The 25585-nt window shown below is 41.9% G+C and carries 31 protein-coding genes and 1 riboswitch; of the genes, 18 read left to right on the forward strand and 13 right to left on the reverse strand.

Annotated features, from left to right (window positions below):
- The first annotated feature begins 44 nt into the window (after positions 1 to 44).
- From ACO03U_RS09860 to ACO03U_RS09895, 8 genes are all read left to right on the forward strand, one after another.
- Positions 45 to 266: a DUF2829 domain-containing protein gene (locus ACO03U_RS09860; RefSeq protein WP_161868780.1), complete on the forward strand. Its 222-nt coding sequence runs from the start codon at positions 45 to 47 to the stop codon at positions 264 to 266.
- The gene (locus tag ACO03U_RS09865; protein WP_204687129.1) at positions 263 to 1051 is read left to right on the forward strand and encodes a 3-oxoacyl-ACP reductase; all 789 of its coding nucleotides are present in this window, start codon (positions 263 to 265) and stop codon (positions 1049 to 1051) included. The genes ACO03U_RS09860 and ACO03U_RS09865 overlap by 4 nt, the downstream gene beginning before the upstream one ends.
- Complete coding sequence (locus ACO03U_RS09870) at positions 1048 to 1185, forward strand: hypothetical protein (protein WP_204687128.1); 138 nt, start codon at positions 1048 to 1050, stop codon at positions 1183 to 1185. Before ACO03U_RS09865 ends, ACO03U_RS09870 begins: the two co-directional genes overlap by 4 nt.
- Positions 1182 to 1607: a nucleotidyltransferase family protein gene (locus ACO03U_RS09875; protein ID WP_204687127.1), complete on the forward strand. Its 426-nt coding sequence runs from the start codon at positions 1182 to 1184 to the stop codon at positions 1605 to 1607. The genes ACO03U_RS09870 and ACO03U_RS09875 overlap by 4 nt, the downstream gene beginning before the upstream one ends.
- A 117-nt stretch (positions 1608 to 1724) precedes the next feature.
- Positions 1725 to 2240 carry a QueT transporter family protein gene (locus tag ACO03U_RS09880; RefSeq protein WP_204687126.1) on the forward strand — a complete coding sequence of 172 codons (516 nt, stop codon included), beginning with the start codon at positions 1725 to 1727 and terminating at the stop codon, positions 2238 to 2240.
- A 225-nt stretch (positions 2241 to 2465) separates the two neighbouring features.
- Positions 2466 to 2909, forward strand: a complete 444-nt coding sequence (locus ACO03U_RS09885; RefSeq protein WP_204687125.1) for a DUF4809 family protein — start codon at positions 2466 to 2468, stop codon at positions 2907 to 2909.
- 442 nt (positions 2910 to 3351) lie between these two features.
- Complete coding sequence (locus ACO03U_RS09890) at positions 3352 to 3954, forward strand: DUF1054 domain-containing protein (protein WP_204687124.1); 603 nt, start codon at positions 3352 to 3354, stop codon at positions 3952 to 3954.
- 255 nt (positions 3955 to 4209) lie between these two features.
- Positions 4210 to 4482 carry an HU family DNA-binding protein gene (locus ACO03U_RS09895; RefSeq protein ID WP_161868786.1) on the forward strand — a complete coding sequence of 91 codons (273 nt, stop codon included), beginning with the start codon at positions 4210 to 4212 and terminating at the stop codon, positions 4480 to 4482.
- Between the two features lie 149 nt (positions 4483 to 4631).
- On the opposite strand, the gene ACO03U_RS09900 is transcribed toward ACO03U_RS09895, so the two are convergent.
- Positions 4632 to 5183 carry a biotin transporter BioY gene (locus ACO03U_RS09900; RefSeq protein ID WP_204687123.1) on the reverse strand — a complete coding sequence of 184 codons (552 nt, stop codon included), beginning with the start codon at positions 5181 to 5183 and terminating at the stop codon, positions 4632 to 4634.
- 334 nt (positions 5184 to 5517) lie between these two features.
- Between ACO03U_RS09900 and ACO03U_RS09905 the strand changes: the two genes are divergently transcribed.
- Positions 5518 to 5958, forward strand: coding sequence for a hypothetical protein (locus tag ACO03U_RS09905; protein WP_204687122.1), 441 nt, complete (start codon positions 5518 to 5520; stop codon positions 5956 to 5958).
- Between the two features lie 86 nt (positions 5959 to 6044).
- On the opposite strand, the gene icd is transcribed toward ACO03U_RS09905, so the two are convergent.
- Positions 6045 to 7310, reverse strand: coding sequence for an NADP-dependent isocitrate dehydrogenase (gene icd, locus ACO03U_RS09910; protein WP_204687121.1), 1266 nt, complete (start codon positions 7308 to 7310; stop codon positions 6045 to 6047).
- A gap of 83 nt (positions 7311 to 7393) precedes the next feature.
- Positions 7394 to 10090, reverse strand: a complete 2697-nt coding sequence (gene acnA, locus ACO03U_RS09915; RefSeq protein WP_204687120.1) for an aconitate hydratase AcnA — start codon at positions 10088 to 10090, stop codon at positions 7394 to 7396.
- A 182-nt stretch (positions 10091 to 10272) separates the two neighbouring features.
- On the opposite strand from acnA, the gene ACO03U_RS09920 reads away from it, so the two are divergent.
- The 3 genes from ACO03U_RS09920 to ACO03U_RS09930 all read left to right on the forward strand — a co-directional run bounded on the left by ACO03U_RS09920 (position 10273) and on the right by ACO03U_RS09930 (position 14326).
- Positions 10273 to 11670 (forward strand): citrate/2-methylcitrate synthase, encoded by a 1398-nt coding sequence (locus ACO03U_RS09920; RefSeq protein ID WP_204687158.1) that lies wholly within the window; start codon positions 10273 to 10275, stop codon positions 11668 to 11670.
- 171 nt (positions 11671 to 11841) lie between these two features.
- The gene (locus tag ACO03U_RS09925) at positions 11842 to 12321 is read left to right on the forward strand and encodes a glutathione peroxidase (protein ID WP_204687119.1); all 480 of its coding nucleotides are present in this window, start codon (positions 11842 to 11844) and stop codon (positions 12319 to 12321) included.
- Positions 12322 to 12619: 298 nt separating this feature from the next.
- Positions 12620 to 14326, forward strand: coding sequence for an ammonium transporter (locus tag ACO03U_RS09930; RefSeq protein ID WP_204687118.1), 1707 nt, complete (start codon positions 12620 to 12622; stop codon positions 14324 to 14326).
- A 136-nt stretch (positions 14327 to 14462) separates the two neighbouring features.
- On the opposite strand, the gene ACO03U_RS09935 is transcribed toward ACO03U_RS09930, so the two are convergent.
- Together ACO03U_RS09935 and ACO03U_RS09940 are read right to left on the reverse strand one after the other, a co-directional pair.
- Complete coding sequence (locus ACO03U_RS09935; RefSeq protein ID WP_204687117.1) at positions 14463 to 14657, reverse strand: basic helix-loop-helix domain-containing protein; 195 nt, start codon at positions 14655 to 14657, stop codon at positions 14463 to 14465.
- A 65-nt stretch (positions 14658 to 14722) separates the two neighbouring features.
- A complete protein-coding gene (locus ACO03U_RS09940) occupies positions 14723 to 15298 on the reverse strand; it encodes a helix-turn-helix domain-containing protein (RefSeq protein WP_204687116.1) in 576 nt (191 codons plus the stop codon).
- Positions 15299 to 15425: 127 nt separating this feature from the next.
- On the opposite strand from ACO03U_RS09940, the gene ACO03U_RS09945 reads away from it, so the two are divergent.
- Entirely contained in the window at positions 15426 to 15806 is a 381-nt protein-coding gene (locus tag ACO03U_RS09945; RefSeq protein WP_204687115.1) for a hypothetical protein, read from the forward strand.
- 21 nt (positions 15807 to 15827) lie between these two features.
- Positions 15828 to 16133 carry a DUF1648 domain-containing protein gene (locus tag ACO03U_RS09950; RefSeq protein WP_204687114.1) on the forward strand — a complete coding sequence of 102 codons (306 nt, stop codon included), beginning with the start codon at positions 15828 to 15830 and terminating at the stop codon, positions 16131 to 16133.
- 80 nt (positions 16134 to 16213) lie between these two features.
- Here ACO03U_RS09950 and ACO03U_RS09955 read toward each other — a convergent pair whose 3' ends face one another.
- The 4 genes from ACO03U_RS09955 to ACO03U_RS09970 form a co-directional block, all read right to left on the reverse strand.
- The gene (locus ACO03U_RS09955) at positions 16214 to 16543 is read right to left on the reverse strand and encodes an SdpI family protein (protein ID WP_204687113.1); all 330 of its coding nucleotides are present in this window, start codon (positions 16541 to 16543) and stop codon (positions 16214 to 16216) included.
- A 271-nt stretch (positions 16544 to 16814) separates the two neighbouring features.
- Complete coding sequence (locus ACO03U_RS09960; protein WP_204687112.1) at positions 16815 to 17009, reverse strand: hypothetical protein; 195 nt, start codon at positions 17007 to 17009, stop codon at positions 16815 to 16817.
- Between the two features lie 31 nt (positions 17010 to 17040).
- Complete coding sequence (gene eno, locus ACO03U_RS09965; RefSeq protein ID WP_204687111.1) at positions 17041 to 18315, reverse strand: phosphopyruvate hydratase; 1275 nt, start codon at positions 18313 to 18315, stop codon at positions 17041 to 17043.
- A gap of 103 nt (positions 18316 to 18418) precedes the next feature.
- Positions 18419 to 18478, reverse strand: a riboswitch (Fluoride riboswitch).
- A 435-nt stretch (positions 18479 to 18913) separates the two neighbouring features.
- On the reverse strand, positions 18914 to 19786 hold the full coding sequence (locus ACO03U_RS09970; protein ID WP_204687110.1) for an Rgg family transcriptional regulator: 873 nt from the start codon (positions 19784 to 19786) through the stop codon (positions 18914 to 18916).
- 327 nt (positions 19787 to 20113) lie between these two features.
- Between ACO03U_RS09970 and ACO03U_RS09975 the strand changes: the two genes are divergently transcribed.
- Both ACO03U_RS09975 and ACO03U_RS09980 read left to right on the forward strand, forming a co-directional pair.
- Complete coding sequence (locus tag ACO03U_RS09975; RefSeq protein WP_204687109.1) at positions 20114 to 20311, forward strand: radical SAM family protein; 198 nt, start codon at positions 20114 to 20116, stop codon at positions 20309 to 20311.
- 41 nt (positions 20312 to 20352) lie between these two features.
- Positions 20353 to 20637 carry an SdpI family protein gene (locus ACO03U_RS09980; protein ID WP_423104702.1) on the forward strand — a complete coding sequence of 95 codons (285 nt, stop codon included), beginning with the start codon at positions 20353 to 20355 and terminating at the stop codon, positions 20635 to 20637.
- Between the two features lie 598 nt (positions 20638 to 21235).
- Here ACO03U_RS09980 and ACO03U_RS09985 read toward each other — a convergent pair.
- Positions 21236 to 21538: a hypothetical protein gene (locus ACO03U_RS09985; RefSeq protein ID WP_204687107.1), complete on the reverse strand. Its 303-nt coding sequence runs from the start codon at positions 21536 to 21538 to the stop codon at positions 21236 to 21238.
- 311 nt (positions 21539 to 21849) lie between these two features.
- Here ACO03U_RS09985 and ACO03U_RS09990 point away from each other — a divergent pair, with 311 nt between their 5' ends.
- Positions 21850 to 22677 carry an Rgg/GadR/MutR family transcriptional regulator gene (locus tag ACO03U_RS09990; protein ID WP_204687106.1) on the forward strand — a complete coding sequence of 276 codons (828 nt, stop codon included), beginning with the start codon at positions 21850 to 21852 and terminating at the stop codon, positions 22675 to 22677.
- Positions 22678 to 22748: 71 nt separating this feature from the next.
- On the opposite strand, the gene ACO03U_RS09995 is transcribed toward ACO03U_RS09990, so the two are convergent.
- The 3 genes from ACO03U_RS09995 to ACO03U_RS10005 all read right to left on the reverse strand — a co-directional run bounded on the left by ACO03U_RS09995 (position 22749) and on the right by ACO03U_RS10005 (position 24863).
- Positions 22749 to 23132 carry a hypothetical protein gene (locus tag ACO03U_RS09995; RefSeq protein ID WP_204687105.1) on the reverse strand — a complete coding sequence of 128 codons (384 nt, stop codon included), beginning with the start codon at positions 23130 to 23132 and terminating at the stop codon, positions 22749 to 22751.
- A gap of 64 nt (positions 23133 to 23196) precedes the next feature.
- A complete protein-coding gene (locus ACO03U_RS10000) occupies positions 23197 to 24297 on the reverse strand; it encodes a replication initiation factor domain-containing protein (protein ID WP_423104689.1) in 1101 nt (366 codons plus the stop codon).
- Positions 24298 to 24599: 302 nt separating this feature from the next.
- A complete protein-coding gene (locus ACO03U_RS10005) occupies positions 24600 to 24863 on the reverse strand; it encodes a hypothetical protein (RefSeq protein ID WP_010753425.1) in 264 nt (87 codons plus the stop codon).
- A gap of 196 nt (positions 24864 to 25059) precedes the next feature.
- On the opposite strand from ACO03U_RS10005, the gene ACO03U_RS10010 reads away from it, so the two are divergent.
- A complete protein-coding gene (locus tag ACO03U_RS10010; RefSeq protein ID WP_161999580.1) occupies positions 25060 to 25581 on the forward strand; it encodes a helix-turn-helix domain-containing protein in 522 nt (173 codons plus the stop codon).
- Positions 25582 to 25585: the final 4 nt, after the last annotated feature.

Consider the following 25585-nt stretch of genomic DNA (forward strand, 5'->3'; position numbering starts at 1 on the left):
AAGACATGCCAATAGAGACAATAACTGCATGAGGAGCGAGAAACATGACATTTGAAGAAATTTTACCCCAATTAAAAGCCGGCAAACGAATTATTCGCAAAGGGTGGAGTGGCTATGAACTGTATGTGACTTTGGTCAGTGGTGAGGTTTACGATGGCGCCCCCGTGACTCCATATTTGTTGATCAAAACCAGTGATGAAGGGTTTTCCAGTTTTGCGCCAACGGTCTGTGATATTTTGGCGACGGATTGGGCAATCGTCCAATGAGGGCAAAAAAGGCGGAAACGTCAGCATTTCACGATGCTGTGGTGTTGGTGACAGGCGCGGCTTCAGGGATTGGTCAAGCCCAAGCCGCAACCTTTCTTCATGCTGGGGCGCGGGTTTTTGCGGTGGACCTGGTGGAAGACTTTAGTAAACTGCAACAGTTGGCAAAAGACATGGGGGCGGCAGCTGAGCAGCGACTAGCGGTTTTTCAGGGGGATGTCTCTCAAAAAGGAGACTGTCTTACAGCGGTAGCAACTTGTGAGGAGCAGTTTGGTGAGGTGACCATTCTGCTAAACACCGCTGGCAAACTAGACGGTTATAAAAACATCTTAGATACTAGTGATGAGCTGTGGCAGGATATTTTACGGACAGACTTGGATAGTGTTTACTATTTGACCAAAGCAGTGCTACCGAAAATGCTTGAACAGGGTAGGGGGACGATTATCAACATGGCCTCTGTTGCTAGCTTTGTCGGTGGAGGCGGGGGCATTGCCTATACTACTGCTAAACACGCAATCGCCGGCTTTACGCGCCAGTTGGCCTTGGACTATGCAGCAGCCAATATTCATGTGGTAGCCATCGCGCCGGGAGCCATCCGGACGCCTATGAATGCCGCTGATTTTGCCGGTGACGGAAAAATGGCTGCCTGGGTAGCAGCCGAAACGCCGATGAAACGGTGGGCTGAAGCGCAGGAAGTTGCCGATCTGACCTTGTTTTTGGCAAGTCAAAAAGCTGGCTACATGCAGGGGAATATTGTTGAAATTGATGGCGGGTGGTTGTTGAAATGAAGGAAGATTCTTTACTGACGATGACTGAAGCGACTGCTTGGATTGCCAGTGACGCAGAGTTGCTGACGATTTTGACGATTATTCAGACTTGGCAGTTGCCGGCTCAATTCGCAATTTTTTGTGGGATAAATTGAGTGATTCTCCGGTGCAACATGCAAGCAATGATGTGGATGTCGCCTTTTTTGATCCCGAGCTTAGTTATGATAACAGTGAAGCTTTAGCAAAAACTTTAGCAGCAAGACAACCTAGTTACCACTGGGAAATCAAAAATCAGGCCCACATGCACACCCACAATTTTCCTGATGAGCTTCCCTATCGCAACACGTTGGAGGCTGTCAGTCGCTATCCGGAAACTTGTACCGCCTTGGCTTGTCGCTTGGCTGATGACGGCACCATTCAGTTGAAGGCCATGTGGGGGCTTAAAGATTTGGCTAACTTTCAAGTGCGTCCGACGCCACATTTTGCTCAGAAGCCAGAGTACTTAGCGGTCTACAAACGACGAGTGGCCGGGAAAAATTGGCAACAAAATTGGCCTCAGTTGACGATTTATTATTGAAATAACAGCATCACTTCAGTTATGATAAATCTCAGGGGCAAGACCCCACTGCACCACTTCAATCCTTTGGGTGCAGTTTATTACCAGAGTGACCTACTCTGCAAAGGAGAATGACAAATGAATAATCCTCATGAAAAAGTGCGTTCAGAAGCTGTCTGGACTACACGAGAAGTGACAAAAATGGCGCTAGTGGCGGCCCTCTATGTTGCGGTGACTTTCGTCTTGCAACCGGTGGGCTATGGCAATATCCAATTTCGGGTAGCGGAAATGTTTAATTTCTTAGCTTTAGCCAATAAGCGTTATGTATGGGCCGTAACCATTGGCTGTGGTATCGCCAATCTGGCCTCTCCCAATGGTCTTCTCGATGTGGTTGTGGGCAGCAGCTGTACGTTTTTTGTTTTACTCTTATGTCGTTGGGTAACCCGCAATATGAAAAGTTTACGTCTCAAGCTAGCCGTGACGGCATTTATTTTTGCACTTTCGATGTTCACGGTTGCCGCTCAGCTGACTTTACTTTATCAAGCACCTTTTTTCTTCAATTGGCTAACCATTGGGATTGGTGAGCTATTATCCATGACAATCGGTGGTATCCTGATTTATTTGCTGGCTCAAAAAATCGATTTGACAATTTAGCTAAACACTCTCGAAAAAGCTCGCCGACTCTTGATTGAAGGAGTCGGTTTTTTTTAGAACAGTTTTTCATCATGTATGATGATAGTTAAGATTTGAACAAATCATGATTAGCGTTAGATTCGCGCCTTTTATTTTTAGAAGAAAGCAGTATAATGGGGAGGAAGTTTGATAACAGAGTGTTGGGTTTTATCAAAAAGCACCCTGGTGAAAAGGAGCTGGATTTTTATGAAAGCAACAATTAGTGGCGCAAAACGAATTTCAGAAGGGGGCTGCAATGCTTGTACCTCTTTTGCCTTAAATGTCTACCATATCACTTTTGAAGACGGGACTAAAATTTCTTTGGAACGTCTGTCAGTACCGGTTTTGGTGATGACTTTTGCACAGCGGGAGCATTGGCAACCAAGCTTTACCATGATTGATATGGGTGAAGAAGCGATGGTCTACAACAAAGATGGCGTGACCATCATGGAACAAGAAACTACCCGTAACGTGACCTATCAAAAAGGTGCGACAAAAGTCACAGTGGCTCAAGAATACTGTGACCTAGAAGATCTTTACCAAAATACCAACAAAGTACTGACTGAAATCTTCGGGATGGCAATGGTGGCCTTCGATTATGTAACCATCGAACGGGATCCTGTCATCGTCAATGGCAAAGAATATAAATAAAGACTAACTTTCAAGGAGCGGTTTAGCTTTCTCTCAAGACGGGAGAAAGCTTATTTTGGTTTTTCGGAGTGCATAAGGTTGTTACTAGGTGTGTCTGTTTTCAAAGAAGGACGCTTTGAAAACTTGGATATTTGTTTAGGATGAAAAGTTGGTATGGACACAATGCTCCTGCAAAACGGTTTTTCGGAGTGCATGAGGTTGTTATTAGGTGTGTCTGTTTTCAAAGAAGGACGCTTTGAAAACTCGGATATTTGTTTAGGATGAAAAGTTGGTATGGACACAATGCTCCTGCAAAACGGTTTTTCGGAGTGAATAGGGCTGTTACTAGGTGTGTCTGTTTTCAAAGAAGGACGCTTTGAAAACTCGTTAAAGAAGTATTGGGTTGGTGCTTTGCGGCTGGTGTGTTATTCTGATAAAAAAGCGTGTGGGAGGCTGTCAGTTCGTGTTTACTGAAAAGAGTTTTGAAGTGTTTAATGTGTCTGGTTTGGAGGAACGAATGACTGCGATTCGCGAGGTCATTCAGCCGGATTTTCAAGAGATTGGAACTACTTTGGTGGCGGATTTGCAGCAGGCGTTTGACCGACCATTTTATCTGCATATCGCGCAGCATCGTCGTCGCACGGTTCATCCGCCGGAAAATACCTGGGCGGCTGTAGGTGAGGGAAAACGCGGATACAAGATGGCGCCACATTTTCAAGTGGGTATTTGGCCAGAATATGTTTTTATGTGGCTTTCCATGATTGACCAGCCAAAAGGGCAAAAAGAGTTCGCCACTAAGCTTTTACAAAATATGTCCCTGCTAGAACAGTTGCCAGCAGATTTTGTTGTCAGTAAAGATCATACACAGCCCGATTATTTTCCGCTAACCGAAGCCAAACCAGCTTTGGAGCGGTTGGCAAAGGTGAAAAAAAGTGAATTTCAGATTGGGCGAATCATCCAACGGGACAGTGATATTTGGTTAAATCCAAAAACAGCTGCTCACTTTATGAAGGAAACGTATCGTCAACTACTGCCAATCTATGCTTTGCTGCAGCCAAATGACTAAAAACCTTGATAGGACGGGAATGATTTGCAGTAACAAGCCTATCTACTCTTTTGAATTAGCAAGTGACAAAGAAGGCTGATTTAATAGGATTTTCGTTCTGCCGAAAAAATAATAAAAAGACAATTTTTAATCTCAGTATTATTTTATTGGAGGGCTGGAAAGGGTTTACTGTTGCGTAGTGACAAGGCTTTTGCTAGAATAATACGTAGGGATTATACAAAGTCCTAATTATTTTATTCCTAGGAGGAATTATAAATGAACAAAGCAGAATTGATCTCAGCAGTTGCAGAAAAATCAGGCTTGACTAAAAAAGATGCTACCGCAGTATTGGCTGCCATCATCGACACAGTTGAAACAACTTTGAAAAACGGCGACAGCGTTCAAATCATGGGCTTTGGGACTTTCGAAGTACGGGAACGTGCTGCTCGTAAAGGTCGTAACCCTCAAACTGGTGAAGAAATCCAAATCAAAGCTTCAAAAACACCAGCTTTCAAACCTGGTAAACAATTGAAAGATGCTGTTAAATAATTGAATAACTAAACGAATTGAAAAACCCATAGCAAGGCGCTATGGGTTTCTTTGTGTCTTCAATGAATAGTCGCAAGTGAATGGTTAGGGAACCACTTAAAAAAACTAACAAAAGGTTGATTAGAAGCTAGCCGTGGCCCTTTCGTTTTTCACTTTACCGGTGTCAGAAAACGTTGGGGGAGACGTTGAGCAATCGTGACACCAATCACGGCAGCGGCCAAAGCTTTAATAATGCCGGGAAGGATAAAAGGCAGAACGGCAGCGTTGAGGGCGGCACTAAAGGTCATCCCTGTGCCAAAATGCATCCAAATAGCGCCAAATAACAAAACGACTGCAGCGCCAGCTAGATTTGCAAGAGATGCCCAAACATAGTTGCGTTTGGTCTTGTCGATGATCGTGCCGGTTACTAAACCGTTGAAAATAAAACCGATCAAAAAGCCACCAGTAGGGCCCAGTAAGGCACCAATGCCACTCGCACCACCGGCAAAGACGGGGATGCCAATCAAACCTAGGAATAAGTACATCACGATTGCCCAAGTGCCGGTTTTAGTACCCAAGATGGTAACCGTCAAACCGATAATGAACGTTTGCAGGGTGAAAGGAACAATCGTGATAGGAAGAGTGATCACAAGCTGAGATAAAATCCCGATCACAGCAGCGAAAATCGCAGCCAAAATTTGTTGTCTTAAGGGAATACGCATTCTAAGTCCTCATTTCGTAAACTTTATTTTTAAATATGGTTAACAAGTCTTGTTAACTAGATTATATTATATGGTTAACGAAAGGTAAAGAGGCTGAGAAAACTTTTTTTAAGTGCAGCGATCTCGAAAATGAAAAATAACTGGACCAATTATTTAAGGAAGTTTATGGGAATACGCATATTAAGTGAAAATTCTCGTGCCTAACTAAAAATCTTGCTATAATTTTAGAAAATATGAGAAAAGTATTTGCGTTTGAAGATAGTTAGAAACGAAATTTCTGATAATTTTATTATTTTTAAAAAATGTTGCCTGGTTTGCTAAAAGAGGTGAGAAAATGTTGCTGGTCATCTATCGTGGGATTCTACTTATCAACCTCGGTATCAGTACGGGTTTTTCTTTTGGATATACCAATTCTGATTTCAAATCTGTGTCTCCGTGGGCCTATTATCTGCAGATGCTGTTATTGACATTATTGGTTTTGCTCCTCATCTTAAATACAATTGCCAAACATAAAATCAGTAGTCGTTTCTTTTTTGCCGTCGCCTATTGCGCTGCGTGTGTGATTTCCACTGAAGTGCTTATCCATGGCAATCGATACCCAGGGATTTTTGGCAATAGCAGTTTTCAGATTTATTGGTACATTTTGGAAGTGATTCTATGTGCGATATTGTTGAAAAATGATTTTCATAAAGAGGTTTCGCTGGCAACAGGAATCAAAAAACAGGAGACGAAAGCCACGTTAGAAAAGGTTGGCGAGAATGAAAAAAAACGCTAAAAAATAAATAACCGACCCTACGAAGGACTTCCGTCTTTTGTAGGGTCGGTTTTTTTTAATTGGGTACGAAATCCCAAAAGTGGTGGTTATTCGTTGATTATGGTTACCAGTAACTCGCCAAAAGCTGCCGTGCTGATTTTCGTGGCTCCAGTCATCGAATGAGCAAAGTCAGCGGTCACTTGTTTAGTGGTGAGGGCTTTTTCAATTGCTTGTTCCACTAAGTGAGCCGCCTCACCCCAGCCAAGATAGGTTAACATCATCCCAGCAGATAGCAGCAGTGAACAAGGATTCGCTTTGCCAAGGCCAGCGATATCTGGGGCAGTACCATGAGTTGCTTCAAAAATAGCATGACCGGTGTGGTAGTTGATATTGGCCCCCGGTGCGATACCGATGCCGCCGACTTGTGCGGCCAGAGCGTCAGAAAGGTAGTCACCGTTGAGGTTGCAGGTAGCAATGACCTCATATTTTTCTGGATAAAGGAGAATCTGTTGCAACATATTGTCAGCGATGACGTCATCGATAATCAATTTACCAGCTGCTTTAGCCTGCTGGTAAGCCTCGTCGGCCGCGGCTTTGCCAGATTTTTCGGAAATAGCCGCGTATTGGTTCATGGTGAAGGTTTTTTCGGCGTATTCGGTTTCTGCCAATTCGTAGCCCCAATTTTTGAAGCCCCCTTCCGTAAATTTCATGATATTGCCTTTGTGCACCAAAGTGACGGTTTTGTGGCCATTTTCTAATGCGTAGTCGATGGCTGCAGCGATGAGGCGTTGGCTGCCTTCCTGGGAAATTGGTTTGATACCAATGGCGCTAGTTTCCGGGAAGCGAATCTTAGTCACTTGGAATTGCTCTTGCAAAAGAGAAATCAAGGCGTTGGCTTCTGCTGTACCTTTTGCAAACTCGATTCCGGCATAAACATCTTCGGTATTCTCTCGGAAGATGACCATATTGGTTTTTTCGGGCTCTTTCAAAGGAGATGGCACCCCATTAAAATACCGGACTGGTCGTACGCAGGCAAAGAGATCTAGGTCTTGCCGCAATGCCACGTTTAAGGAACGAATGCCGCCACCGATGGGCGTGGTAAGAGGACCTTTGAGGGCGACTTTGGCGGTTTTAATTGCTGTTAACGTGGCTTCTGGAAGCCATTCTCCCGTTTCGTTAAACGCTTTTTCACCGGCCAAGATTTCTGTCCACTGAATCTGTTTTTCTCCGCTATAGGCTTTTGCGACCGCTGCATCGATGACTTTGCGAGAGGCTTCCCAGATTTCTGGGCCAATGCCGTCGCCAGCGATGAAGGGAATGATGGGATCGTTAGGAACGTGTAATTGTTGGTTTTCAATAGTGAGATAACTCATGTAGGAACCCCCGTTTTTGTCAGTATTGATAAAAAAGGCGAATCTGCCGCCGGATAATGACAGATCCGCAGATGCTGCGTGTGTTAGGCTTCGAATTTTTTACGAATCACCATTGGTAAAATGCCTTGGTTTTTCCAATAGCGGATATCAGCAGGGGCATCAAAGCGTAGTTTCACTTGGAATTGCTGCTGGCTGCCATCGATTTTTGTTGCGGTAATGGTCAGTAATTGTCCGACTTGTGGTTCCTCCGGTAAAGGAATAGTGAAAGTTTCTTCGCCAGTTAAACCGAGACTGGCCGCTGTTTGCCCCGCTAGGTATTGCAAAGGCAAGATGCCCATCATGGCTAAGTTGGAGCGGTGAATGCGTTCAAAACTTTCAGCTAAGACGGCTTTGACCCCTAGAAGCTGGGTACCTTTTGCGGCCCAGTCTCGGGAAGAGCCCATGCCGTAGTCTTTTCCGGCCAAGATGATCGCGCCATCCCCGGCTGCTTGATACTTCATAGCAGCGTCATAGATGGACAAGGTCTCGCCAGTAGGATGATACTTGGTAACACCGCCAGAGGATCCTGGGATGAGCTGGTTTTGTAGGCGGATATTGGCAAAGGTTCCCCGCATCATAACCTCGTGATTGCCCCGACGCGAGCCATAGGAGTTGAAATCTTTTGGTGCTATCCCGCGAGCTTTCAAAAAGCCTCCCGCCGGTGAATCGATGGCAATATTGCCGGCAGGTGAAATATGGTCGGTGGTGACGGAATCTGCTAATTTGGCTAAGACGGTCAAGTTTTGTAAGCTACCTTGTTGCGGTAATTCCCGCGTCAAGCCAGCGAAGAATGGTGGATTAGCGATATAAGTCGAATCCTCGTTCCAGTCGAAACAATCCCCGGTGGCCGTTTCGATTTCATTCCACCGTTGATTGGCATCAAAAAGATGGGCGTAAGTTTCTTTGTAAGCTTCTGGTCCGACATATTTGTCGATGACGGCATTGACCTCAGCGGCAGTCGGCCAGAGATCTTTTAAATAAATGTCTGCGCCAGCTTGATCTTGACCAATCACGTCGGTGGTGAGATTGGTCAGGATGCTGCCGGCTAAGGCATAAGCCACTACTAAAGGTGGTGAGGCGAGATAGTTGGCTTTGATTAATGGATGAATCCGTCCTTCAAAATTACGATTGCCTGAAAGGACGGAAGCCACCAATAAGTTATCCGCCTCGATGGCTTCTGTCACCGGTTCGCTTAAAGGACCTGAATTTCCGATGCAAGTCGTACAACCATAGCCGACGTTATAGAAACCGAGTTTTTCCAGATAAGGCAAAAGCCCGCTGTCTTCCAAATAGGCGGTAACGATTCGTGAGCCGGGAGACAGAGAGGTTTTCACATAGGCGGGGACTTTCAAGCCTTTTTCCACTGCTTTTTTTGCCAACAGTCCCGCGGAAATCATCACAAAAGGATTGCTAGTGTTGGTACAGCTAGTGATTGCGGCTAAGGCAAGATCACCGGTTTTGAGGGTATCTGGATAAGCCAGATCAGGATTTTTCTCCTGCCAATGGATTGGCGTCGTTTTTTCAAGTTCTGTAGCTGGTAAGCCAAATCCTTTAGGTCCGACTTCAGCCGTGACAGAAGCGGTGAAATCCGCTGGCACGTCTTCTAGAGAAATCCGATCTTGCGGACGTTTTGGTCCGGCTAAGGATGGCTGGATGGTGCTAAGGTCTAACTGGATAGTTTTCGTGTAAGTTGGTAAGTGGCTGGCATCGTAAAAAAGCCCATTTGCTTTGGCATAGCTTTCAACGGTATCAATCAGTTCAGGGTCTCTACCGGTGGTCCGTAAATAGTTGAGGGTTTCTTCGTCAATTGGACAAAAACCGCAAGTCGCACCGTATTCTGGGGCCATATTGGCAATGGTCGCTCGATCAGAGAGGCTGAGTTTTTGATAGCCAGTACCGAAATACTCTACAAATTTGCCAACCACTTTCTCTTGCCGTAACAACTCCGTCACGGCCAATGCCAAATCAGTGGCTGTGGTACCAATAGGCAGTTCACCGCTAAAGTTCACCCCGATAACCTCTGGAGTTGGAAAATAGGAAGCTTCCCCTAAAATAGCGGCTTCCGCTTCAATTCCGCCCACGCCCCAGCCTAAAACCCCAAGACCGTTAATCATGGTGGTGTGGGAGTCTGTTCCCTGTAAGGTGTCGGGGAAAATCACCGTTTTTCCACTAGCTTCATCGGTTTTGCTCAAGATGACATTGGAAAGCTTTTCGATGTTTACTTGGTGAATAATGCCGGTTTCTGGCGGAACGACTTCAAAATCTTTGAAGGACTGTTGGGCCCATTTTAAAAACTGGTAACGTTCGTGATTTCGCTCAAATTCTCGCTGTGTGTTGAAAGCCAATGCTCCTGGCGAACCGGCACAATCGACTTGAACGGAATGGTCCACGACTAAGGTTACCGGAATCTCAGGGTTGATGGCTTTGGCGTCCCCACCTAGCGCCACCATCGCATCTCGCATAGCTGCCAAATCCACGACAGCTGGCACGCCGGTGAAATCTTGTAAAATAACTCGCGCTGGTTTAAATGGCACAACGCCGGTTGGAGCTGCAGCCTGCCAATTGGCTAATTCGCCAATGATCTCGTCGGTAATCTCTTCATCGCGGTTACGAGCGACAGACTCCAATAAGACACGAATGGCGTAGGGTAAGGCGGTCAAATCTGCTGAAAATGCAGTCGTAACTTGCTTTAAATCACAGTAAATCAGGTCTTTATCGGCTAAAGTATTTTGCCATTTCATGAGCATAAGCCCCTTTCTCCCTTAAAAATGTCAGTTGGTATAATTATACGTTGACGGTGCATAAATGTAAATAGTCGAAATATTATTTCTTTTTAGAAAAAATGGTGGTATAATTATCGGTAATACAATCTGTCACGATACAGAATATTTTTTCGGTAAAAGGGGTGTTTTGCGTGAGTTTAATGGAAAAAAAGTTGCTAGACTATCCAAGTTTGGCTGCGCGATGTGAAGAAGTTGATTGGATAGATGTGAATAATTATACAAAATATAACGTTAAGCGAGGCTTGCGAGATACCAATGGTAAGGGTGTTTTAGCAGGTTTAACAACAATCTCCACGATTTATCCGCAAAAAATCGTCGATGGCCAACCAATCCCAGGAACGGGAGAACTGCGCTACCGCGGGATTGATATCAATGAACTGGTGAAGGGCTTTGTGGGGGAAGGCCGTTTCGGGTTTGAAGAAGTTGCATTTTTACTCCTTTTTGGGGAGCTGCCAACACCGGCAGAATTGCGAGATTTTTCCCAGCTACTGGCGGACAAACGCACGCTACCTACTAATTTTGTTCGGGATGTGATTATGAAGGCGCCTTCTGCTGATATTATGAATAATCTTTCAAGAAGCTTGCTGACATTGGCATGTTACGATGACAAAAGAGATGATGTAAGCGTAGAAAATGTGTTGGAACAATGTCTGATGTTAATCGCCGTCTTTCCGATGCTGGCCGTCTATGCCTATCATGCCTACAACCACTATGAGATGGACGAAAGCATGTACATTCACCGACCAGATCCAAATCTAAGTACGGCGGAAGCGATTTTGACGATGCTACGCCCAGATAAGAGCTACACGAAACAAGAAGCGCAGACGCTGGACATGTCCCTTGTACTGCATATGGAACATGGTGGCGGGAATAATTCTACCTTTACGACGCGAGTGGTGACTTCCAGTGGTACGGACACTTATTCGACAATCAGTGCAGCATTGGGTTCTTTGAAAGGGCCAAAACACGGTGGGGCCAATATCAAGGTGACCCACATGATGGAAGATTTGAAAGCCAACGTAGCTGATACCACTGATCCCGCTCAAGTCCGTCAATATTTAGAGGATATTTTGGATAAAAAAGCCTTCGATGGCAAAGGGTTGATTTATGGGATGGGCCACGCTGTTTATAGCGACAATGATCCTCGAGCAGCGATTTTTAAATCCTATGTCTCCAAATTAGCTGAAGAAAAAGGACCGGAAGAGCAAGCCGAATTTGAACTGTACTCCTTAGTAGAAGAATTGGCACCAAAAATCATCGGTGAAAAGCGAAAGATGTTCAAAGGGGTCAGCGCCAATATCGACTTTTTCAGCGGTTTTGTCTATGCCATGTTAGGCTTGCCTCGAGAACTTTATACACCGATGTTTGCCATCGCTCGGATTGTCGGTTGGTCGGCTCATCGCATCGAGGAACTGATCAATACCCAAAAAATCATCCGTCCAGCTTATATGGAAGTCTCCGAGGATCGAGAATATGTTGCGATTGACGCTCGCGAAGCTGTAGAAGCAAAAGCTGACTTGTCAGGAGAAGCCTCTTGAAAGAGGATAGATGAGTAAAACTTGTGGTCTGTTCAGCGTTTCAATCAGTCTCCCGTACAAAAACTTGTGCGGGATTTTTTCGTGTCACTTCTGCGAGGGCGATTCTTTGTGATTGCTGCTCGCCTTCGTTACAATCAAAGGGTAAAGCTTCGTCATAAAGGAGGAATTGCCATGAGTATCTATGATTTTCAAGTAAAAGATGTCCAAGGGCAGCCGGTTTCTTTGGCGGATTATCAAGGAAAAGTCTTGCTAATCGTCAATACGGCGACAGGTTGTGGCTTCACACCACAATATGAAGGATTGGAAAAACTTTACCAGGACTATCGGGACCAAGGCTTCGAAATTCTTGATTTCCCCTGCAATCAGTTTGGCAATCAAGCGCCAGGAACCAATGAAGAAATCCAAGAATTTTGCCAGTTGCGGTATCACACCACCTTCAAAACTTTTGGCAAAATCGAAGTGAATGGTGAAAACGAGGCCCCCTTATATACCTTTTTGAAAAAGGAAAAAGGTGGCTTGGTGGGTGCTGCGATTAAATGGAACTTCACTAAATTTTTAATTAATTCAGATGGGGAAGTAGTTGAACGCTTTGCCCCACAAACAACACCGGACAAGATTGGACCGGAGATTGCGAAACTATTGGGTCAGTGATTAGGTAATTTGGTGGTGCTGTGACTGAGTTGAGATCTGTGTTGCTAAGTGTAATGGGATTGTATAATTTCTTTAATTCGACACTTCTCTATCGTGGAGAGGTGTTTTTTTGTTTCTATGTCATGTTTTATTACATATCTCGAATAGAAAATTGTAAAAATAGTCGTAATTCCCGAACAAAACTATTTTATACGTAATAAAAACTAACATCTTTATTGAAGAGCTTAAAATGCCATGGTATTTTTGATTTAGGAAGAATTTTCTGACGATTCAAAAAAGTGGAAAAGGGAGTGGTTTTATGTTTTCTTCGGTGGATGTGATTTGGACGTTGGTTGCGGCATTTTTGGTATTTTTCATGCAAGCAGGCTTCACCTTGGTAGAAGCTGGTTTTACCCGAGCGAAAAATGCTGGGAACATCATCATGAAAAACTTGGTGGATTTTTGTTTCGGTTCCGTTCTCTATTGGCTTATTGGTTTTGGCATTATGTTTGGAACCCAAAGCGCCATCTTTGGTGGGATTCACATTTTTGCAATGGACTCTTTTGAATTTGCGATGCCGACACCGGCTTACATGTTTTTCCAAACGGTGTTTTGTGCGACGGCAGCGACGATTGTTTCTGGCGCGATGGCGGAGCGGACGGAATTTAAAGCCTACTGTGTCTACAGTGCAGTAATCAGTGCCTTGATTTATCCAGTATCGGGTCACTGGATCTGGGGCGGTGGCTTCTTGGCAGAGATGGGGTTCCATGATTTTGCCGGATCGACAGCTGTTCATATGGTAGGGGGCGTGGCAGCTTTCGTCGGCGCAGCAATTCTCGGGCCTCGGATTGGCAAATATAGTAAATCTGGTAAAAGCTTGGCGATTCCTGGTCACAACTTGACTTTTGCAGCTTTGGGAGTTTTCATTTTATGGTTCTGCTGGTTTGGCTTTAATGGCGGCTCTACCACTTCTATGACTGGTGACGACACGATGATTTTAGCCAGTAACGTCTTGGTAAATACCAACTTAGCAGCGACTTGCGGGACCTTGTCTGCTTTGGCTATCTCTTGGGTGAAATACAAAAAGCCAGATGTCTCCCTGACTTTGAATGGGACGTTGGCAGGGCTGGTGGGTGTCACGGCTGGCTGTGATATGGTGTCCGCTGGTGGGGCTGCTGTGATTGGTCTGGCAGCTGGAGCGTTGATGCTTTTCGCCGTTGAGTTTATCGATCAGAAATTACGCGTGGATGATCCAGTAGGGGCAGTGGCTGTTCACGGTGTTTGCGGCGCCTTTGGGACTTTAGCAACAGGTTTATTGGCGATAGATGGCGGCTTGTTCTACGGCGGTGGCGTATCCTTTTTGGTAACCCAAGCCATCGGTGTCGCCGTGACGATGCTATGGGTCGGGGCTACGACGTTTGTCCTCTTTTCTGTCATCAAAGCAACAATCGGCTTGCGGGTTTCTCCTGAGACGGAAATCGCTGGCTTGGACAATGTGGAACACGGCTTACAAAGCGCCTATGCTGGCTTTAACGTTCAACCGGAAAGTGTGGTAGAACTTGCTCTAGCCACTGGAGAAACCATTCGAACGACGACTCATACAGCTACAAGTGCACCGACGAGTACGTCTGTTGCAACAGACTATAAAAACGACGATACTGGTAAACTCACCAATGTGGCAGTGATCATCAATGAAATTAACTTGCGAAAAGTACAAGAAAAACTTTATGGTATCGGTGTAGAAGGCATGACCGTCACTCCAGTTCTAGGGCACGGTGTTCAAAAAGGACAAACCGAACTCTATCGTGGTTCAGAAGTTGCTGCGGAACTTCTACCGAAAGTCAAGGTGGAAGTCACCGTCAGTCGCATTCCGGTGGATCTAGTGGTTGGAGCCATCAAGGAAGCTTTGTACACTGGTAAACCAGGGGACGGCAAGATTTTCGTCAACCAGGTGGAAAATGTCATTCGGGTTTCCAACTCAGCAGAAGGCGATGCTGCGCTACAAGGATATGATGTGAAAAACTAAAACTGGTTTCAAACTTAGAATCTTCCCCAGAATTTGCTAGGCAGCAATACAAATCAACAGGAAATGAAAAATGCACCGCCGTCCAAAAAAGTGACGGCGGTGCATTTTTCGGTCTAAAAGCTCTGATAAGCGATAACTATTTTTCTGAATCTTTTTGGTCAGCTTTTTCATTCCAACGATTGGGACTCCAAACCGAGCCTTCCAGAGACACTTGTAAGCTTTCGTTATCATCTTCAAGTTCTTCAATATAGTCAATTGCTGCTTGCAAAATACGTTGGTACTGGGGTTCTTGGATGGCTTTTAGTTGTTCAGCAAGCCAAGTATTGCGCATTTTTATCACCTCAAGCCTAGTCTACGAGAATAAGACGGTGAAACCAAATTCTTTGCTTGCGGTAATTAGTGATTGACCAGCGTATAGACTAAGAGGGCCAAGATTCCTACCACAACCGCACCCCAGATTAATTTTCCAAGAGGGTGGCTAGGGTTGATGGTGACCCCGGGACCAAACGCCTTGGGAATGAAAAGAGCTGTCGAGGTATTTTCCTTCTTGCTGTAGGAAGCGTAATAAATCAGATAGCTGGAAATCACCAAAGGAACGCACAGCACCAACATCCCCAAGGCAAAGATCCGCTCGCTGATAGCTTCACGGAAGAAGAAACTGGCTGCCGCTAAAAGGATGAGCGCTAGTTGGGTAGCGCCGGCAATCAGCTGAATCAGTCGGTCTTTTCGCTTGTTTTCGATAAGTTGATAATCTTCTTCGACTTTTTCTAGGTAATTAGCGTCGCCTTTGAGCAGATAGTCCAAGGACAAACCCACTTGGTCACTGATGGCAATCAGGGTGGGGATGTCGGGGAAATTTTTGCCGTTTTCCCAGTTTGAAACCGTCTGACGAGAAACGAATAAACGATTTGCTAGCTCCTGTTGGGTCAGACCTAGAGCTTTACGGCGTTCTTTAATAGCTTCGGCAAACATCAAATGTGACCTCCAATAGATTCAAAATAATTGCTAGAAACCTTGGTATGATAGGAATGCAAGAATCCCTTGCTTGTAAACTTATCATAGTTATCTATAATGAAAGATGCAGAAAGGTGTGTTGTTCATGGGGTGGATTATTCAACGGGTGGATCGCTACTTTTTAAAATTACGTCTTGCCAATGGGGTGCTGACCCTTGGTGCGGTGGTTTTCATTCTTCACCTTGTTAGTATACTCCCACAAACCATCCCCATCCAGTTGTCTCCGATAGAAAATCAGTTTCTCGAAGAATATCGGATTGGTAATTATGGCAATAAGCTGGGATTGTTTTTCTTGCCGGCGTTAGGCGTTAGTTTTTCGCTACTTTTTATGCGAGATTGGCCGGCAAAAGCATACGGGCGATACAGCGAGAAAAGTTTCTTGCTTCAGCTTTTAGTGTTGTTAACCTGGGGGCTGTTTTGGGTGGTATGTTTTTATTATTTACTAGTGCTAGTACAGTGGCGTTAAGTTTACGAAATGGAGGATGAAATGATGAATTTATTCTTTTTAAATATGAGTTATCGTAAAGCTTTTTCACTAGTCCTTGCAATAAGTTTGCTTGTGGCAGTTGTTTTTCTATTCTTTTTACCGGAGCAAGTACCAATGCAGTGGGGAATCGATGACCAGGTGAACTACTACGCGCCAAAATACTTGGCGGTTTTAGTTATTCCCGTAGTGGCAGGGATTTTGGGAGGAAAGGGACTGGCAAATCAAAATTTTGCTTATCTTGGGTATAGTCTCTTGAGTATCGTGGTAACTAGTGGGCTATTTGTTTTTATTTGTGTGACTTATTAAGGATGCCTCGAAATAAATAACCAATAAAACAAGCGTGTTTTCCATCAGGGAGACACGCTTGTTTAGGGTTATAACACGAGCTAATCCGCTAACATCCGATCACAATGAAAATACAAAATCAGGTAAAGGATGGCGGGTACGAGACACTCTAGCAGTATGACTGCTATTACAGTATTCCCAGCCCCTCGAACAATCAAGAAGATCTCCACTGCTGTAAAAATTACACCAATCAAGAAGCTGGGCAAAACTAACCGTTTGGCAAAAGCGATCATTTCTTTTTGAGCCAAATCCCAATTTGCTTGAGTTTTCTTAGCTTTCGGACTTCGAAAACCATACCAACGATTAATGCGTTTTTCGGGGGTCATGTCGGCAATCAGAAGAAAGGTTAGAGCGGTGAATAAGGAAATCATGTTCAGCACCTCCAGTGGTGAGTAGCCGGGTTTTTCTGAATATAATTATACCGCGGGGAGCTAGTGGGTTCAAATACATGCTTATCTTGGCATTGGGAAAGAGGCCTAAATGGGAAGTGACTATTTGATAGGATAAGGAAAAATTTTCGCTTGCGCGGATAGCCTCGTGCTGCAGCCAAAAAAATCAGACAGGTTGCACTGTCTGATTTTTTTGCCATTTATTGAAAGTTACTTGATGTCACTGGCATTTTGAATAGTACCTGACTGAGTTTTAGTCGTTAGGTACCTTGCGAAATTGTTGATAGTATTGAGAAACAAAGGATTTTTCAAAAGCTACAAAGTCGGTATAGTGGAGTGGGATCTCATTGCGGTCATCTTCCCATTTTTTCAGTGCAAGGCGTTTGGCGTCAGCGATTAAATCGGCCTCTTCCAAAATGCGAGGGCCATTTTTTTCTTGATAGAGCATGGGATTCACCTCGGATTCTTAAGGGATATTTTTATTTTTGGGGGAAATGAGCTAGGCTAGCAAAACCTTCCAATTCTTCTTCAATCCGCAGAAATTGATTGTATTTTTCCACTCGTTCGCTACGGGCCATGGAACCAGTCTTAATTTGGCCGGCATGCATGGCTACGGCAAAATCAGCGATGAACGTATCGCCAGTTTCACCAGAACGGTGAGAAATCATGGTATTGTAACCATTTTTGCGAGCTAGTTTAATGGCGTTAATCGATTCAGAGACTGTTCCAATCTGATTGAGTTTGATCAAAATAGCATTGGCTACACCACGATCGATGCCTTCTTGAAAAATAACTGGATTGGTGACAAAAATATCGTCGCCCACTAGTTGAATCTTGTCTCCCATGGCCTCAGTCATCGCTTTGAAGCCATCCCAGTCGTGTTCAGAAAAACCATCTTCAATGGAAATGATAGCTGGATATTTTTTGACTAATTCCTGATAGTAATGAAGCATTTCGTCAGAAGTAAGTTCTTTGCCTTCAAAATGATAATGTTTGTTTTCATCAGACCAGAATTCACTAGAGGCTGGGTCTAAGGCAATCGCAATTTCTTCGCCAGGCACATATCCGGCTGCTTGAATCGCTTCATACAACGTTTCAATGGCTGTTTCGGTATTGCCAAGTTTTGGAGCAAAACCCCCTTCATCCCCGACGGCTGTTTCTAACCCTTTTTTAGCGAGGATTCCTTTCAATGTATGGTAAATATTGGCGATTTTTTCTACGCCATCACGGAAGGAAGTACGTTTTACTGGTGTAATCAAAAATTCTTGGACATCAATGCCACTGTCAGCGTGGACACCACCATTGATAACGTTAAAGAAAGGTTGTGGTAATTCTAAATCGACGCCACCAAGGTAACGATATAGCGGAACTTTTTTGCTAGCAGCTGCAGCCCGGGCGACAGCCATCGATACGCCTAAAATGGCATTGGCTCCGAGTCGGCCTTTGTTAGCTGTGCCATCTAAGTCAATCATGATTTGATCGATCTTTTGTTGATCAAAAGGACTTTGTCCAACTAACGCGTCTTTGATTTCAGTATTGACATTAGTGACTGCTTTCAGGACCCCTTTTCCTTGTAGACGGTCGCCTCCATCCCGTAATTCGACAGCTTCACGGTCACCAGTCGAGGCACCTGAGGGAACTTCTGCACGACCGAAGGAGCCATCTGAGAGCCAAACATCTGCTTCTACAGTAGGATTACCGCGGGAATCGAAGACCTCGCGTGCTCTGACATTTTCGATGGTAATTTGTGACATGGTAATTCCTCCTATTTTCATTTTTTGGGGGGATGATTGAAAACAAAAAAATGACACCTGTTGCTGAAGTTTTTTGTAGATTGCAAGGCAACTCAAAGAAACTTCAGCAACAGGTGTCATCAGCATTTCAGCGGTTATAGGGAACACCATCCCTCATTTAGTTCATCTATCATTCTAGCACGATTTGTGGCGGTTGACAAATAAGAACCCTCAAAGGGCGCTGCTACTAGCAGGTCATGTCCTCAGTAGTTTCTGAAACTATTACGTTTGTTGAGTAAGAAAAAATGGAACTATCTTTGGTTAATGGTAAGAAGTTTAATCATCAATAAGTAGAATAAAGGAAGTTCCAAATCCTCTGAAAATAAAAAAATCACCCAAAACCTTGATACACAAGGCTTTGGGTGAAGTGTAATGAGATTACATTAATTTGTTGTAGAATAAAAATCCGAGTATTGTTTGATATCATATTAGTATGGTTTGTTGATGCAACAGTCTTTTTAACTAGTCTGATATTGAATGATATGAAGGGATATTTTTTGAAACTAAGGTAAAAACTAAGGTGAAAATTGAAGTGTGGGGCACATATGAAAGGGACTAACTACTGAGTCCCTTTTTTTGTGGCTTCCTGTATACAATTTTCTATGTCTTTCATATTTTGCACATCATCCTCATATCCTAGTAATGATAGCATCTCAATATAAACAGTGCTATCCATCTCAAAATTGCCAATAACTGAATGGTACAAAGCAGTAAAAAACTTCCAATAAATTCGACCTTTCATAAAATCACTATCTTCTGACTCATCATAAAGCGCATCTAGAAGTTCTGGAGTTTTACCGTAGGACTTTCTCTCGAAAGAAAGTATAAGTGAGTTAACCAAAAATTTAATCAATACAAGTTTGTACTTGTAAGAGTTTTTAAATTTTTCAAATTGGGTTAGTACATCATTTAAATTGAATAGCAAATAATTATCTTCAAATAAGGAAAGACAATTTGTATACATTGCTAATTCAAAGTATCCCCAATCAGATACTTTTTCTAGATACGTATATAATGTCGTAATTTCTTGCGTTGTAACACTAAGAAGGAGTTGATTCCTTTTAGGTATTTTTGTGATTACTGATTTTAATTGAATGATTAAGTATAAGTAGAAGATATCTTTAGATTCAGCATACCTAGTTTGTAAATCTTCCAGATAATTCTGTATAGCGGTGTCATTAGATAAGACATTTTTGAATCTTATTCTGAGAGCTTCTTTGTCACTGCCGTGAAAATTGCTATATTCAAATTGATACTCATCCATTTGGATGTTCATTCTTTCAAGATAGGTCCATAAAGTATCAAAATCAATTTTAGCTTCCTCGTTCTCAAATCTTTTTAAGGAACTAACTGAACTACTAGATACAACCAAATCAGATCGAGAAATGCCTCTATCTTTTCTCATCTTTTTAATCAAAAAACCATGTTTCATAGATTTATTTCCTTTCATTGGCTCATTTTTGCCACTTATCTGAGTAGGATAATCAGCTTGATATAATTGAAAAAAAATAAAAGGGAGGTAATAAAATGTTTGCTATTCTATTAGACTTTTTAGGGTGGGAAGTAGTTCGTCCAGATTAATCACCATTCCAACAATTTATCGTAAGAAATAATAATTCATTTTATTTCTATCTTCAAGTATTGTGATTTTTTTAACAAAAAAATTAAGAGTTTTCGTAAGAAGGAATATGCAATATTCAGTTAAAGCGAATACAGATTGTCATTGTTGAATTTGAATATTTAGAATGGAGGTACTTTGATGGCTAACATACTAGAGTTGGGAAAAATTGCGGTAGGACCTAGCCAGATTTCTTTTGATATCACATATAGATGTAATTTTCGCTGTAAGCATTGTTACAATGCCAGCGGACTAGAAAATTGTTTTATTGAGAAGGGAGATGAGATTCAATCTTATTTGCATGAATCTAATTTTATTAAAGAGGCGTATGTAATATGATTTCTTTCATGAATTCATTAGCTTTCTTTTGGATATCTAGAATGATACCTGAAAAAAAAATTAATAGTTTCATCGGCTTTAGAACAAAAAAATCGATGGAAAGTCAGGAAAAATGGGATAGAGCTCAAGAAGAGATGATTAACTATTCAAGAAAATTGATATTTCCATCAATTATATTTGGTATCCTTTTTTTTCTGTTAGAAATATATTTTTTATTCGTATATGGATCAGAAAACCTTTTTGCTGTAATAATGGTAATTGAAACAATTATCTCAGTTTTATTGTTTTTCAAAATGTATAATCATGTATCAAGAAGCATAACATGATAAAAAAAATGTGAATATATGCAAACGAGAATCCTATTTCATAAATACTGGGGTACAAAAAACTGCTTTTTTCATTATAATTTTCGTTAGTTTTTCCATATTCATTTAAAATATTATAGGGTTCTATAACAAGGCGTTCGTTCATTTATGTGGGAAGTGAGGAACGCTTTTTTGGTGTATCAATACTTTCACAATACAAACAATGGTTAGTTTAGATTCCAGAAAAAATGTAGGACATACGAGAAATGAACTAGATAAATCTTTTAAGGAGGCAGAGAAGAGGATATTATCTCAAGTAACTAATAAGTCCAGTAATAATAAGTATCATAGAAAGAAGTAGTTCAATAAAAAGACGTATTTATTTTTCATATTTAAGTTTTTTCCAGAATTTTGATATTTAGGAATTAGAATTCTAGGCGCATTCGTAAAGTACCTACCCGTGTTTTTCTTTCTTCACAACATATCTGGTATTGTCAAAAGTGGGAAAAGAAGTAAGAAAAATCCTAATAGAATTAACATCGCACTTGTTACTCTTTATTTATAGACTGGTTTGATTTGGAAGAATAAAAGAATCACATTAGTTTTTATTCTGTTCAGATCAGAGTATTCCAATACTAATCAACGCTATCCCAGTGGCTAAAAAAATAAAGCCACAAATTTTTATCAATCTTCCTCTACTAGAATTTCGAGAAGAACCATTAATTGAAATAAATGTTAAGAGATAATCTTGCTTCAAAACTAAAATAAGTAGACTAGCTATTACAAAGGCAATTCCTAATAATATGGTCATTAATTCCGTTGTGATTGTACCGCGTGTTTCTAAAATGATTGGTACCAGAATAATACATACAAAAAACACTACAACTAAATATCTCTTTATCTTATCTTTTAATGTAAACAAGCTAACCATCTCCTTTGAGAAAATACAACTGCTATCTTAATTTTTTCTTTTTTTAGGTGTTTCACTATTTCAGCAGTTACTGTTTAACTATCACAAAAAATAAGTTTTTACATAAAAATATTTCCTTGTAATACTATCTTAGTATACCATTGTGACTTCACCTATCAAACATACATTAATCATAAAGCTAACCTGCTCAATGGATTATCCCTCCTTTACTATTTGATACCTGTACTATACAATGGGGGCGAAATATTGATGGTTTTTGCCCAAAAAATGGGCATCACATTTATTAATGAAGGGTAGATTTCATGGAACCTAATAAGCTATTAAAATCATTGCGTAAAGAACGAAGTGTATCTCAAAGCGATTTAGCTAACGGTATATCCGCAAGGAATACCCTTGGTAACTATGAAAAAGCTGGTACTTCGATTAACTTTCACATACTAAGAATGTATTTAGAAAGATTAAACGTATCAATCGAAGAATTCGATTTTCGTAGTCCGCTTCATTCTGAAAACCCAAAAAAGATTCTCTCAACAACTTTAAAAAATTACTATTATCATCAAGATTTTAAACAATTGATAAACCTGTTAGATAATCTAGAAAAGGAGGTTGATAGGGACAATGATTTCTATTATTTTCATCTTTTGGCTCAATATCGATTACTTTTAAATAAAGAAGGTGTTTTTTTACTTGAAAAAAGCAAAGTTGATTACTATGTTGACAAAATAAAAGAATATCTATCCAGAATTGATTCCTGGGGAAAGTTTGAAGCATCGATCTTTATCAACTTTATGTATATCTTTGAAACAGATTATGTTCTTCATATGTTGAGCTATATTGGTGAAAAAAATCAAACCTTCAATACTTTATTTAAAAAATACCTTTTACTTGAAAAGATGCACATTAATGCACTTTATCTGTTTGCTGAGCGTGGGGATAAACACTTGATTCCTGTTATCATTGAGTCATTAAAAAAAGTGATAGACAGTGATAATTTAAAGGACAAAGTCATTATTTCTTTTTTCGAAGGTATCGTTGAAGATGATGAATTAAAAAGAAACCGGGCACTTCAAATATTACGAACTTTTGATATGGATTCCCATGCAGATTATTTATCATCCCTTTGTCAATAATCTCTAACTCAAATTAAGAGCATCTATCTTTCCTTTTCCTCGAAAATAGATGCTCTTAATCGCTTATTGTTTTATTTTTGATTTCCTAACAAAACAATCTTATCTGCCTTATAATACATCGGGTGGCCAGGTCTACTTGGTTGAAGATTTTCAAACCGGCATTTGACACTCTCACGCTTCATAATCTCATCATTGTCAATCGGGTGATCTAAGGTGTTGACTGTGACTTGCGTTGCTTTTTTACGGAACTGACCCTCCAGGATAGTCACCGAATACTTGTACCCGATAATCTCATCGGTATAGAAGTTTCTTGGTTGGTTTTCGCGATTTAGAATGACCTGACCATTTTCATCAGTTCGGGTTTCAGTCGCAAATTTCGGAGTGACCTCATCTAGTTCAAAGGTTGGGCCAATGGCTCCGAAATCAAAATCATTGATACTTAACATTTTTGGCATCGTATTTTCTTCCTTTCTTTGCTATACTTGTTTTAGAAAATTTTTTAACAGAGCGTTCGTTCACTTATTGGGAAGTGATGGACGCTTTTTTGGTGCGTTCTTGAATAAGTGGAATTAAATCGGGACGTTGTTGCTCGCTGACGTATTGAATCATGCGATCAGAAAGTTCGGGTGTCCATTCATAATTGGGGCGAATCTCTAACAAACTTGGATCAATCCCGACACCCTCATGATGCAAGAAAAAGAGTGCCTGAGTTAATGCCATGGGTCCACCGTATTCATACCAGTTCAAGGAACGATCAAAGCTACTCACTTGATACTGCCGAGTGATAGTAGGAACCAGACTTGGTTTTAGGTAGTCTTGCCACCAACGACAGACCTGCTTTAAGGAGCCGTCCGTGTAAAAGGTAAGTTCCGTTTTCAGAAAGCCTCGGATTAAGTTTGCGACACATTGATCTTGTGGTAAGAAGGCAATTGTTCGAAACAGACTTTCTGCCACATCATTACGTGTCTCGACTTCCAACCGAATTTGGGGAGCCCGAGCCAGAATTTCCTCTTGTTTCACTCCATCAAAATCTTTGGCCATTTCTTTGGCTTTGTCGTAGGCCCGAAACATACAAGCTGATCCTCGAACGCCGATACTAACCGTTTTTGCCCGTTGTCTGGCATCAAACTCGCTGTCATGGAGTTGATAGCTTCGTCCTTTTGAAAGGAATTGCTTCCGTTTTACCTTATTGTGAAGTTGGTCCACCGTGAAATAGGGCACTTCGTTGTAATCATCCAAGGCTAAATCTAGCCGCTTGATTTCAAAGGTGAAGGCGGTTTGACTGGCATACTCGTAAAAACGGGTGGCAAGTTCTTGAAAGATATTCGCCATGGGGTTATACGAAAGCAAAATCCATTCATAGGTAGTACAGGCTTGTCCGCTTAAGACAAGGGTTCCACGTTCTTTGGCCTTTTCTGGTTGGTGATAGGTATAGTATTTGAGAAAGCCACAGGTGTACACAATATCGTATTCTTCATGTTTTAAACTTCCTGCTTGAATCGAGACGGATTCTAAACTGATTTTTAATAAGTCTTGAAAGACCGTCTGATAACTGACTTGATGCAAGACGGCTTGAAACCAATCTACTTTCCCTAGCACATTCTGGGTACTTTTGGTCATTTGGTCACCTCCTTTAGAATTTGCGATTGTTCGCAAATTATTTTTGTTGTGAAAAAGCTTGGTAGTATCGGCTTTTTTCGCATTTTTCCGGTAGTTATTAGCCATTATTTTTCTCTTTATAAGGTGCTATTAGAAAGGCACCTTACGCTTAGCCAGTGTCTGGTGTTCGCAAAAGACCTGTGCGTTCCACGCGTCCGTAAGCCTCGCATGCTGATTGGCTTTTAGCCATCGCAGACGAGGCAACGGCTGCGGCAACCACCCCAACCCGACACCGGCTCCTTTCCTTGGCCCCACACCATTGTTTAGTTTTGATAGGTTAATAACCATCTTCTCACCGCCTGAATGCTGTATAAAACCATACCTGAGTCCAATCGAATTTCTGGACAGCCCTGAAGAACCCATTCTTTCAATGTATTAACACTCACATCGAAATGCGCCGCACAATATTTTTGTTTGACGATATCCTGTTGGGTTTGTGTTTCTTCCAAGCGGGTTTCTAACAGGGCAAAGAATTGATTGGTCTGATCTTTTTGCCAATCCAGGAGCGCTTGTTCCAATACCGACATTCTTTTCACCTCCTTATATTTTCTTTTTAAAACTAAAAGAACTATAAATAAATAAAATAGTATCTTTTGGTACACTCTACCGCGATTCAAAATAGATGTCAAGTATATTTTAAAAGTTTACTTGAAATACTATTTAGTTTATTTTTTGCTTGAATTTTTTAGGGAAAGCGCTTATGATAGACCCGAGGTGAGGAAAATGATAGAAAACTTTGGCGGCAATGTCGCCCGTTTACGAAAAGAAATGGGACTTTCCCAAACGGAATTGGCCGAAAAGATTGGTGTACAAAAACAGACCATTTCCAATATCGAACGGGGAATCCGTTACCCGACCTTTGAGAGCTTAGAAAAATTTGCGACGGTCTTTCACGCGACACCGATTCAGCTCTTTGGTTCACCAAAAGAGATTGCGGTCTCCGAAACAACGGTTATTCTCGATCGCATCGACGAGTACGATCAAAAAGTCCAAAATCTGTTTACTTTGGCGAAAATTTTGAATAGCCATACAGTGAAAGAAATAGATGAGGTAGCAGAAAAGCTAGCCTTTATTGAACGTTTCTTCACCCCACAAATGCGTTTGGATGAAGACGGAAATCCGATTTTGGATCGTCATGGGAAACCAGAGATGAAACCAGTCTTCTTTGACAACTTACCGTTTGAAGAAATCGAGAAAACCGCAAAAGACTTAGCCTTCATTCAAGAAGCACAACAGAACAAGTAACGAA

The organism is Enterococcus diestrammenae (assembly GCF_049384045.1).
Taxonomy (GTDB): Bacteria; Bacillota; Bacilli; order Lactobacillales; family Enterococcaceae; genus Enterococcus_C; species Enterococcus_C diestrammenae.

What these genes read in the sequence shown, in the direction of transcription:
- ACO03U_RS09860 (WP_161868780.1), top strand. Translation starts at nt 45, where the DNA reads ATGACATTTGAAGAAATTTTACCCCAATTAAAAGCCGGCAAACGAATT.
- ACO03U_RS09865 (WP_204687129.1), top strand. Translation starts at nt 263, where the DNA reads ATGAGGGCAAAAAAGGCGGAAACGTCAGCATTTCACGATGCTGTGGTG.
- ACO03U_RS09870 (WP_204687128.1), top strand. Translation starts at nt 1,048, where the DNA reads ATGAAGGAAGATTCTTTACTGACGATGACTGAAGCGACTGCTTGGATT.
- ACO03U_RS09880 (WP_204687126.1), top strand. Translation starts at nt 1,725, where the DNA reads ATGAATAATCCTCATGAAAAAGTGCGTTCAGAAGCTGTCTGGACTACA.
- ACO03U_RS09885 (WP_204687125.1), top strand. Translation starts at nt 2,466, where the DNA reads ATGAAAGCAACAATTAGTGGCGCAAAACGAATTTCAGAAGGGGGCTGC.
- ACO03U_RS09895 (WP_161868786.1), top strand. Translation starts at nt 4,210, where the DNA reads ATGAACAAAGCAGAATTGATCTCAGCAGTTGCAGAAAAATCAGGCTTG.
- ACO03U_RS09900 (WP_204687123.1), bottom strand. Translation starts at nt 5,183, where the DNA reads ATGCGTATTCCCTTAAGACAACAAATTTTGGCTGCGATTTTCGCTGCT.
- ACO03U_RS09905 (WP_204687122.1), top strand. Translation starts at nt 5,518, where the DNA reads ATGTTGCTGGTCATCTATCGTGGGATTCTACTTATCAACCTCGGTATC.
- icd (WP_204687121.1), bottom strand. Translation starts at nt 7,310, where the DNA reads ATGAGTTATCTCACTATTGAAAACCAACAATTACACGTTCCTAACGAT.
- acnA (WP_204687120.1), bottom strand. Translation starts at nt 10,090, where the DNA reads ATGAAATGGCAAAATACTTTAGCCGATAAAGACCTGATTTACTGTGAT.
- ACO03U_RS09920 (WP_204687158.1), top strand. Translation starts at nt 10,273, where the DNA reads ATGGAAAAAAAGTTGCTAGACTATCCAAGTTTGGCTGCGCGATGTGAA.
- ACO03U_RS09925 (WP_204687119.1), top strand. Translation starts at nt 11,842, where the DNA reads ATGAGTATCTATGATTTTCAAGTAAAAGATGTCCAAGGGCAGCCGGTT.
- ACO03U_RS09930 (WP_204687118.1), top strand. Translation starts at nt 12,620, where the DNA reads ATGTTTTCTTCGGTGGATGTGATTTGGACGTTGGTTGCGGCATTTTTG.
- ACO03U_RS09935 (WP_204687117.1), bottom strand. Translation starts at nt 14,657, where the DNA reads ATGCGCAATACTTGGCTTGCTGAACAACTAAAAGCCATCCAAGAACCC.
- ACO03U_RS09940 (WP_204687116.1), bottom strand. Translation starts at nt 15,298, where the DNA reads ATGTTTGCCGAAGCTATTAAAGAACGCCGTAAAGCTCTAGGTCTGACC.
- ACO03U_RS09945 (WP_204687115.1), top strand. Translation starts at nt 15,426, where the DNA reads ATGGGGTGGATTATTCAACGGGTGGATCGCTACTTTTTAAAATTACGT.
- ACO03U_RS09950 (WP_204687114.1), top strand. Translation starts at nt 15,828, where the DNA reads ATGATGAATTTATTCTTTTTAAATATGAGTTATCGTAAAGCTTTTTCA.
- ACO03U_RS09955 (WP_204687113.1), bottom strand. Translation starts at nt 16,543, where the DNA reads ATGATTTCCTTATTCACCGCTCTAACCTTTCTTCTGATTGCCGACATG.
- ACO03U_RS09960 (WP_204687112.1), bottom strand. Translation starts at nt 17,009, where the DNA reads ATGCTCTATCAAGAAAAAAATGGCCCTCGCATTTTGGAAGAGGCCGAT.
- eno (WP_204687111.1), bottom strand. Translation starts at nt 18,315, where the DNA reads ATGTCACAAATTACCATCGAAAATGTCAGAGCACGCGAGGTCTTCGAT.
- ACO03U_RS09970 (WP_204687110.1), bottom strand. Translation starts at nt 19,786, where the DNA reads ATGAAACATGGTTTTTTGATTAAAAAGATGAGAAAAGATAGAGGCATT.
- ACO03U_RS09975 (WP_204687109.1), top strand. Translation starts at nt 20,114, where the DNA reads ATGGCTAACATACTAGAGTTGGGAAAAATTGCGGTAGGACCTAGCCAG.
- ACO03U_RS09980 (WP_423104702.1), top strand. Translation starts at nt 20,353, where the DNA reads ATGATACCTGAAAAAAAAATTAATAGTTTCATCGGCTTTAGAACAAAA.
- ACO03U_RS09990 (WP_204687106.1), top strand. Translation starts at nt 21,850, where the DNA reads ATGGAACCTAATAAGCTATTAAAATCATTGCGTAAAGAACGAAGTGTA.
- ACO03U_RS09995 (WP_204687105.1), bottom strand. Translation starts at nt 23,132, where the DNA reads ATGCCAAAAATGTTAAGTATCAATGATTTTGATTTCGGAGCCATTGGC.
- ACO03U_RS10000 (WP_423104689.1), bottom strand. Translation starts at nt 24,297, where the DNA reads ATGACCAAAAGTACCCAGAATGTGCTAGGGAAAGTAGATTGGTTTCAA.
- ACO03U_RS10005 (WP_010753425.1), bottom strand. Translation starts at nt 24,863, where the DNA reads ATGTCGGTATTGGAACAAGCGCTCCTGGATTGGCAAAAAGATCAGACC.
- ACO03U_RS10010 (WP_161999580.1), top strand. Translation starts at nt 25,060, where the DNA reads ATGATAGAAAACTTTGGCGGCAATGTCGCCCGTTTACGAAAAGAAATG.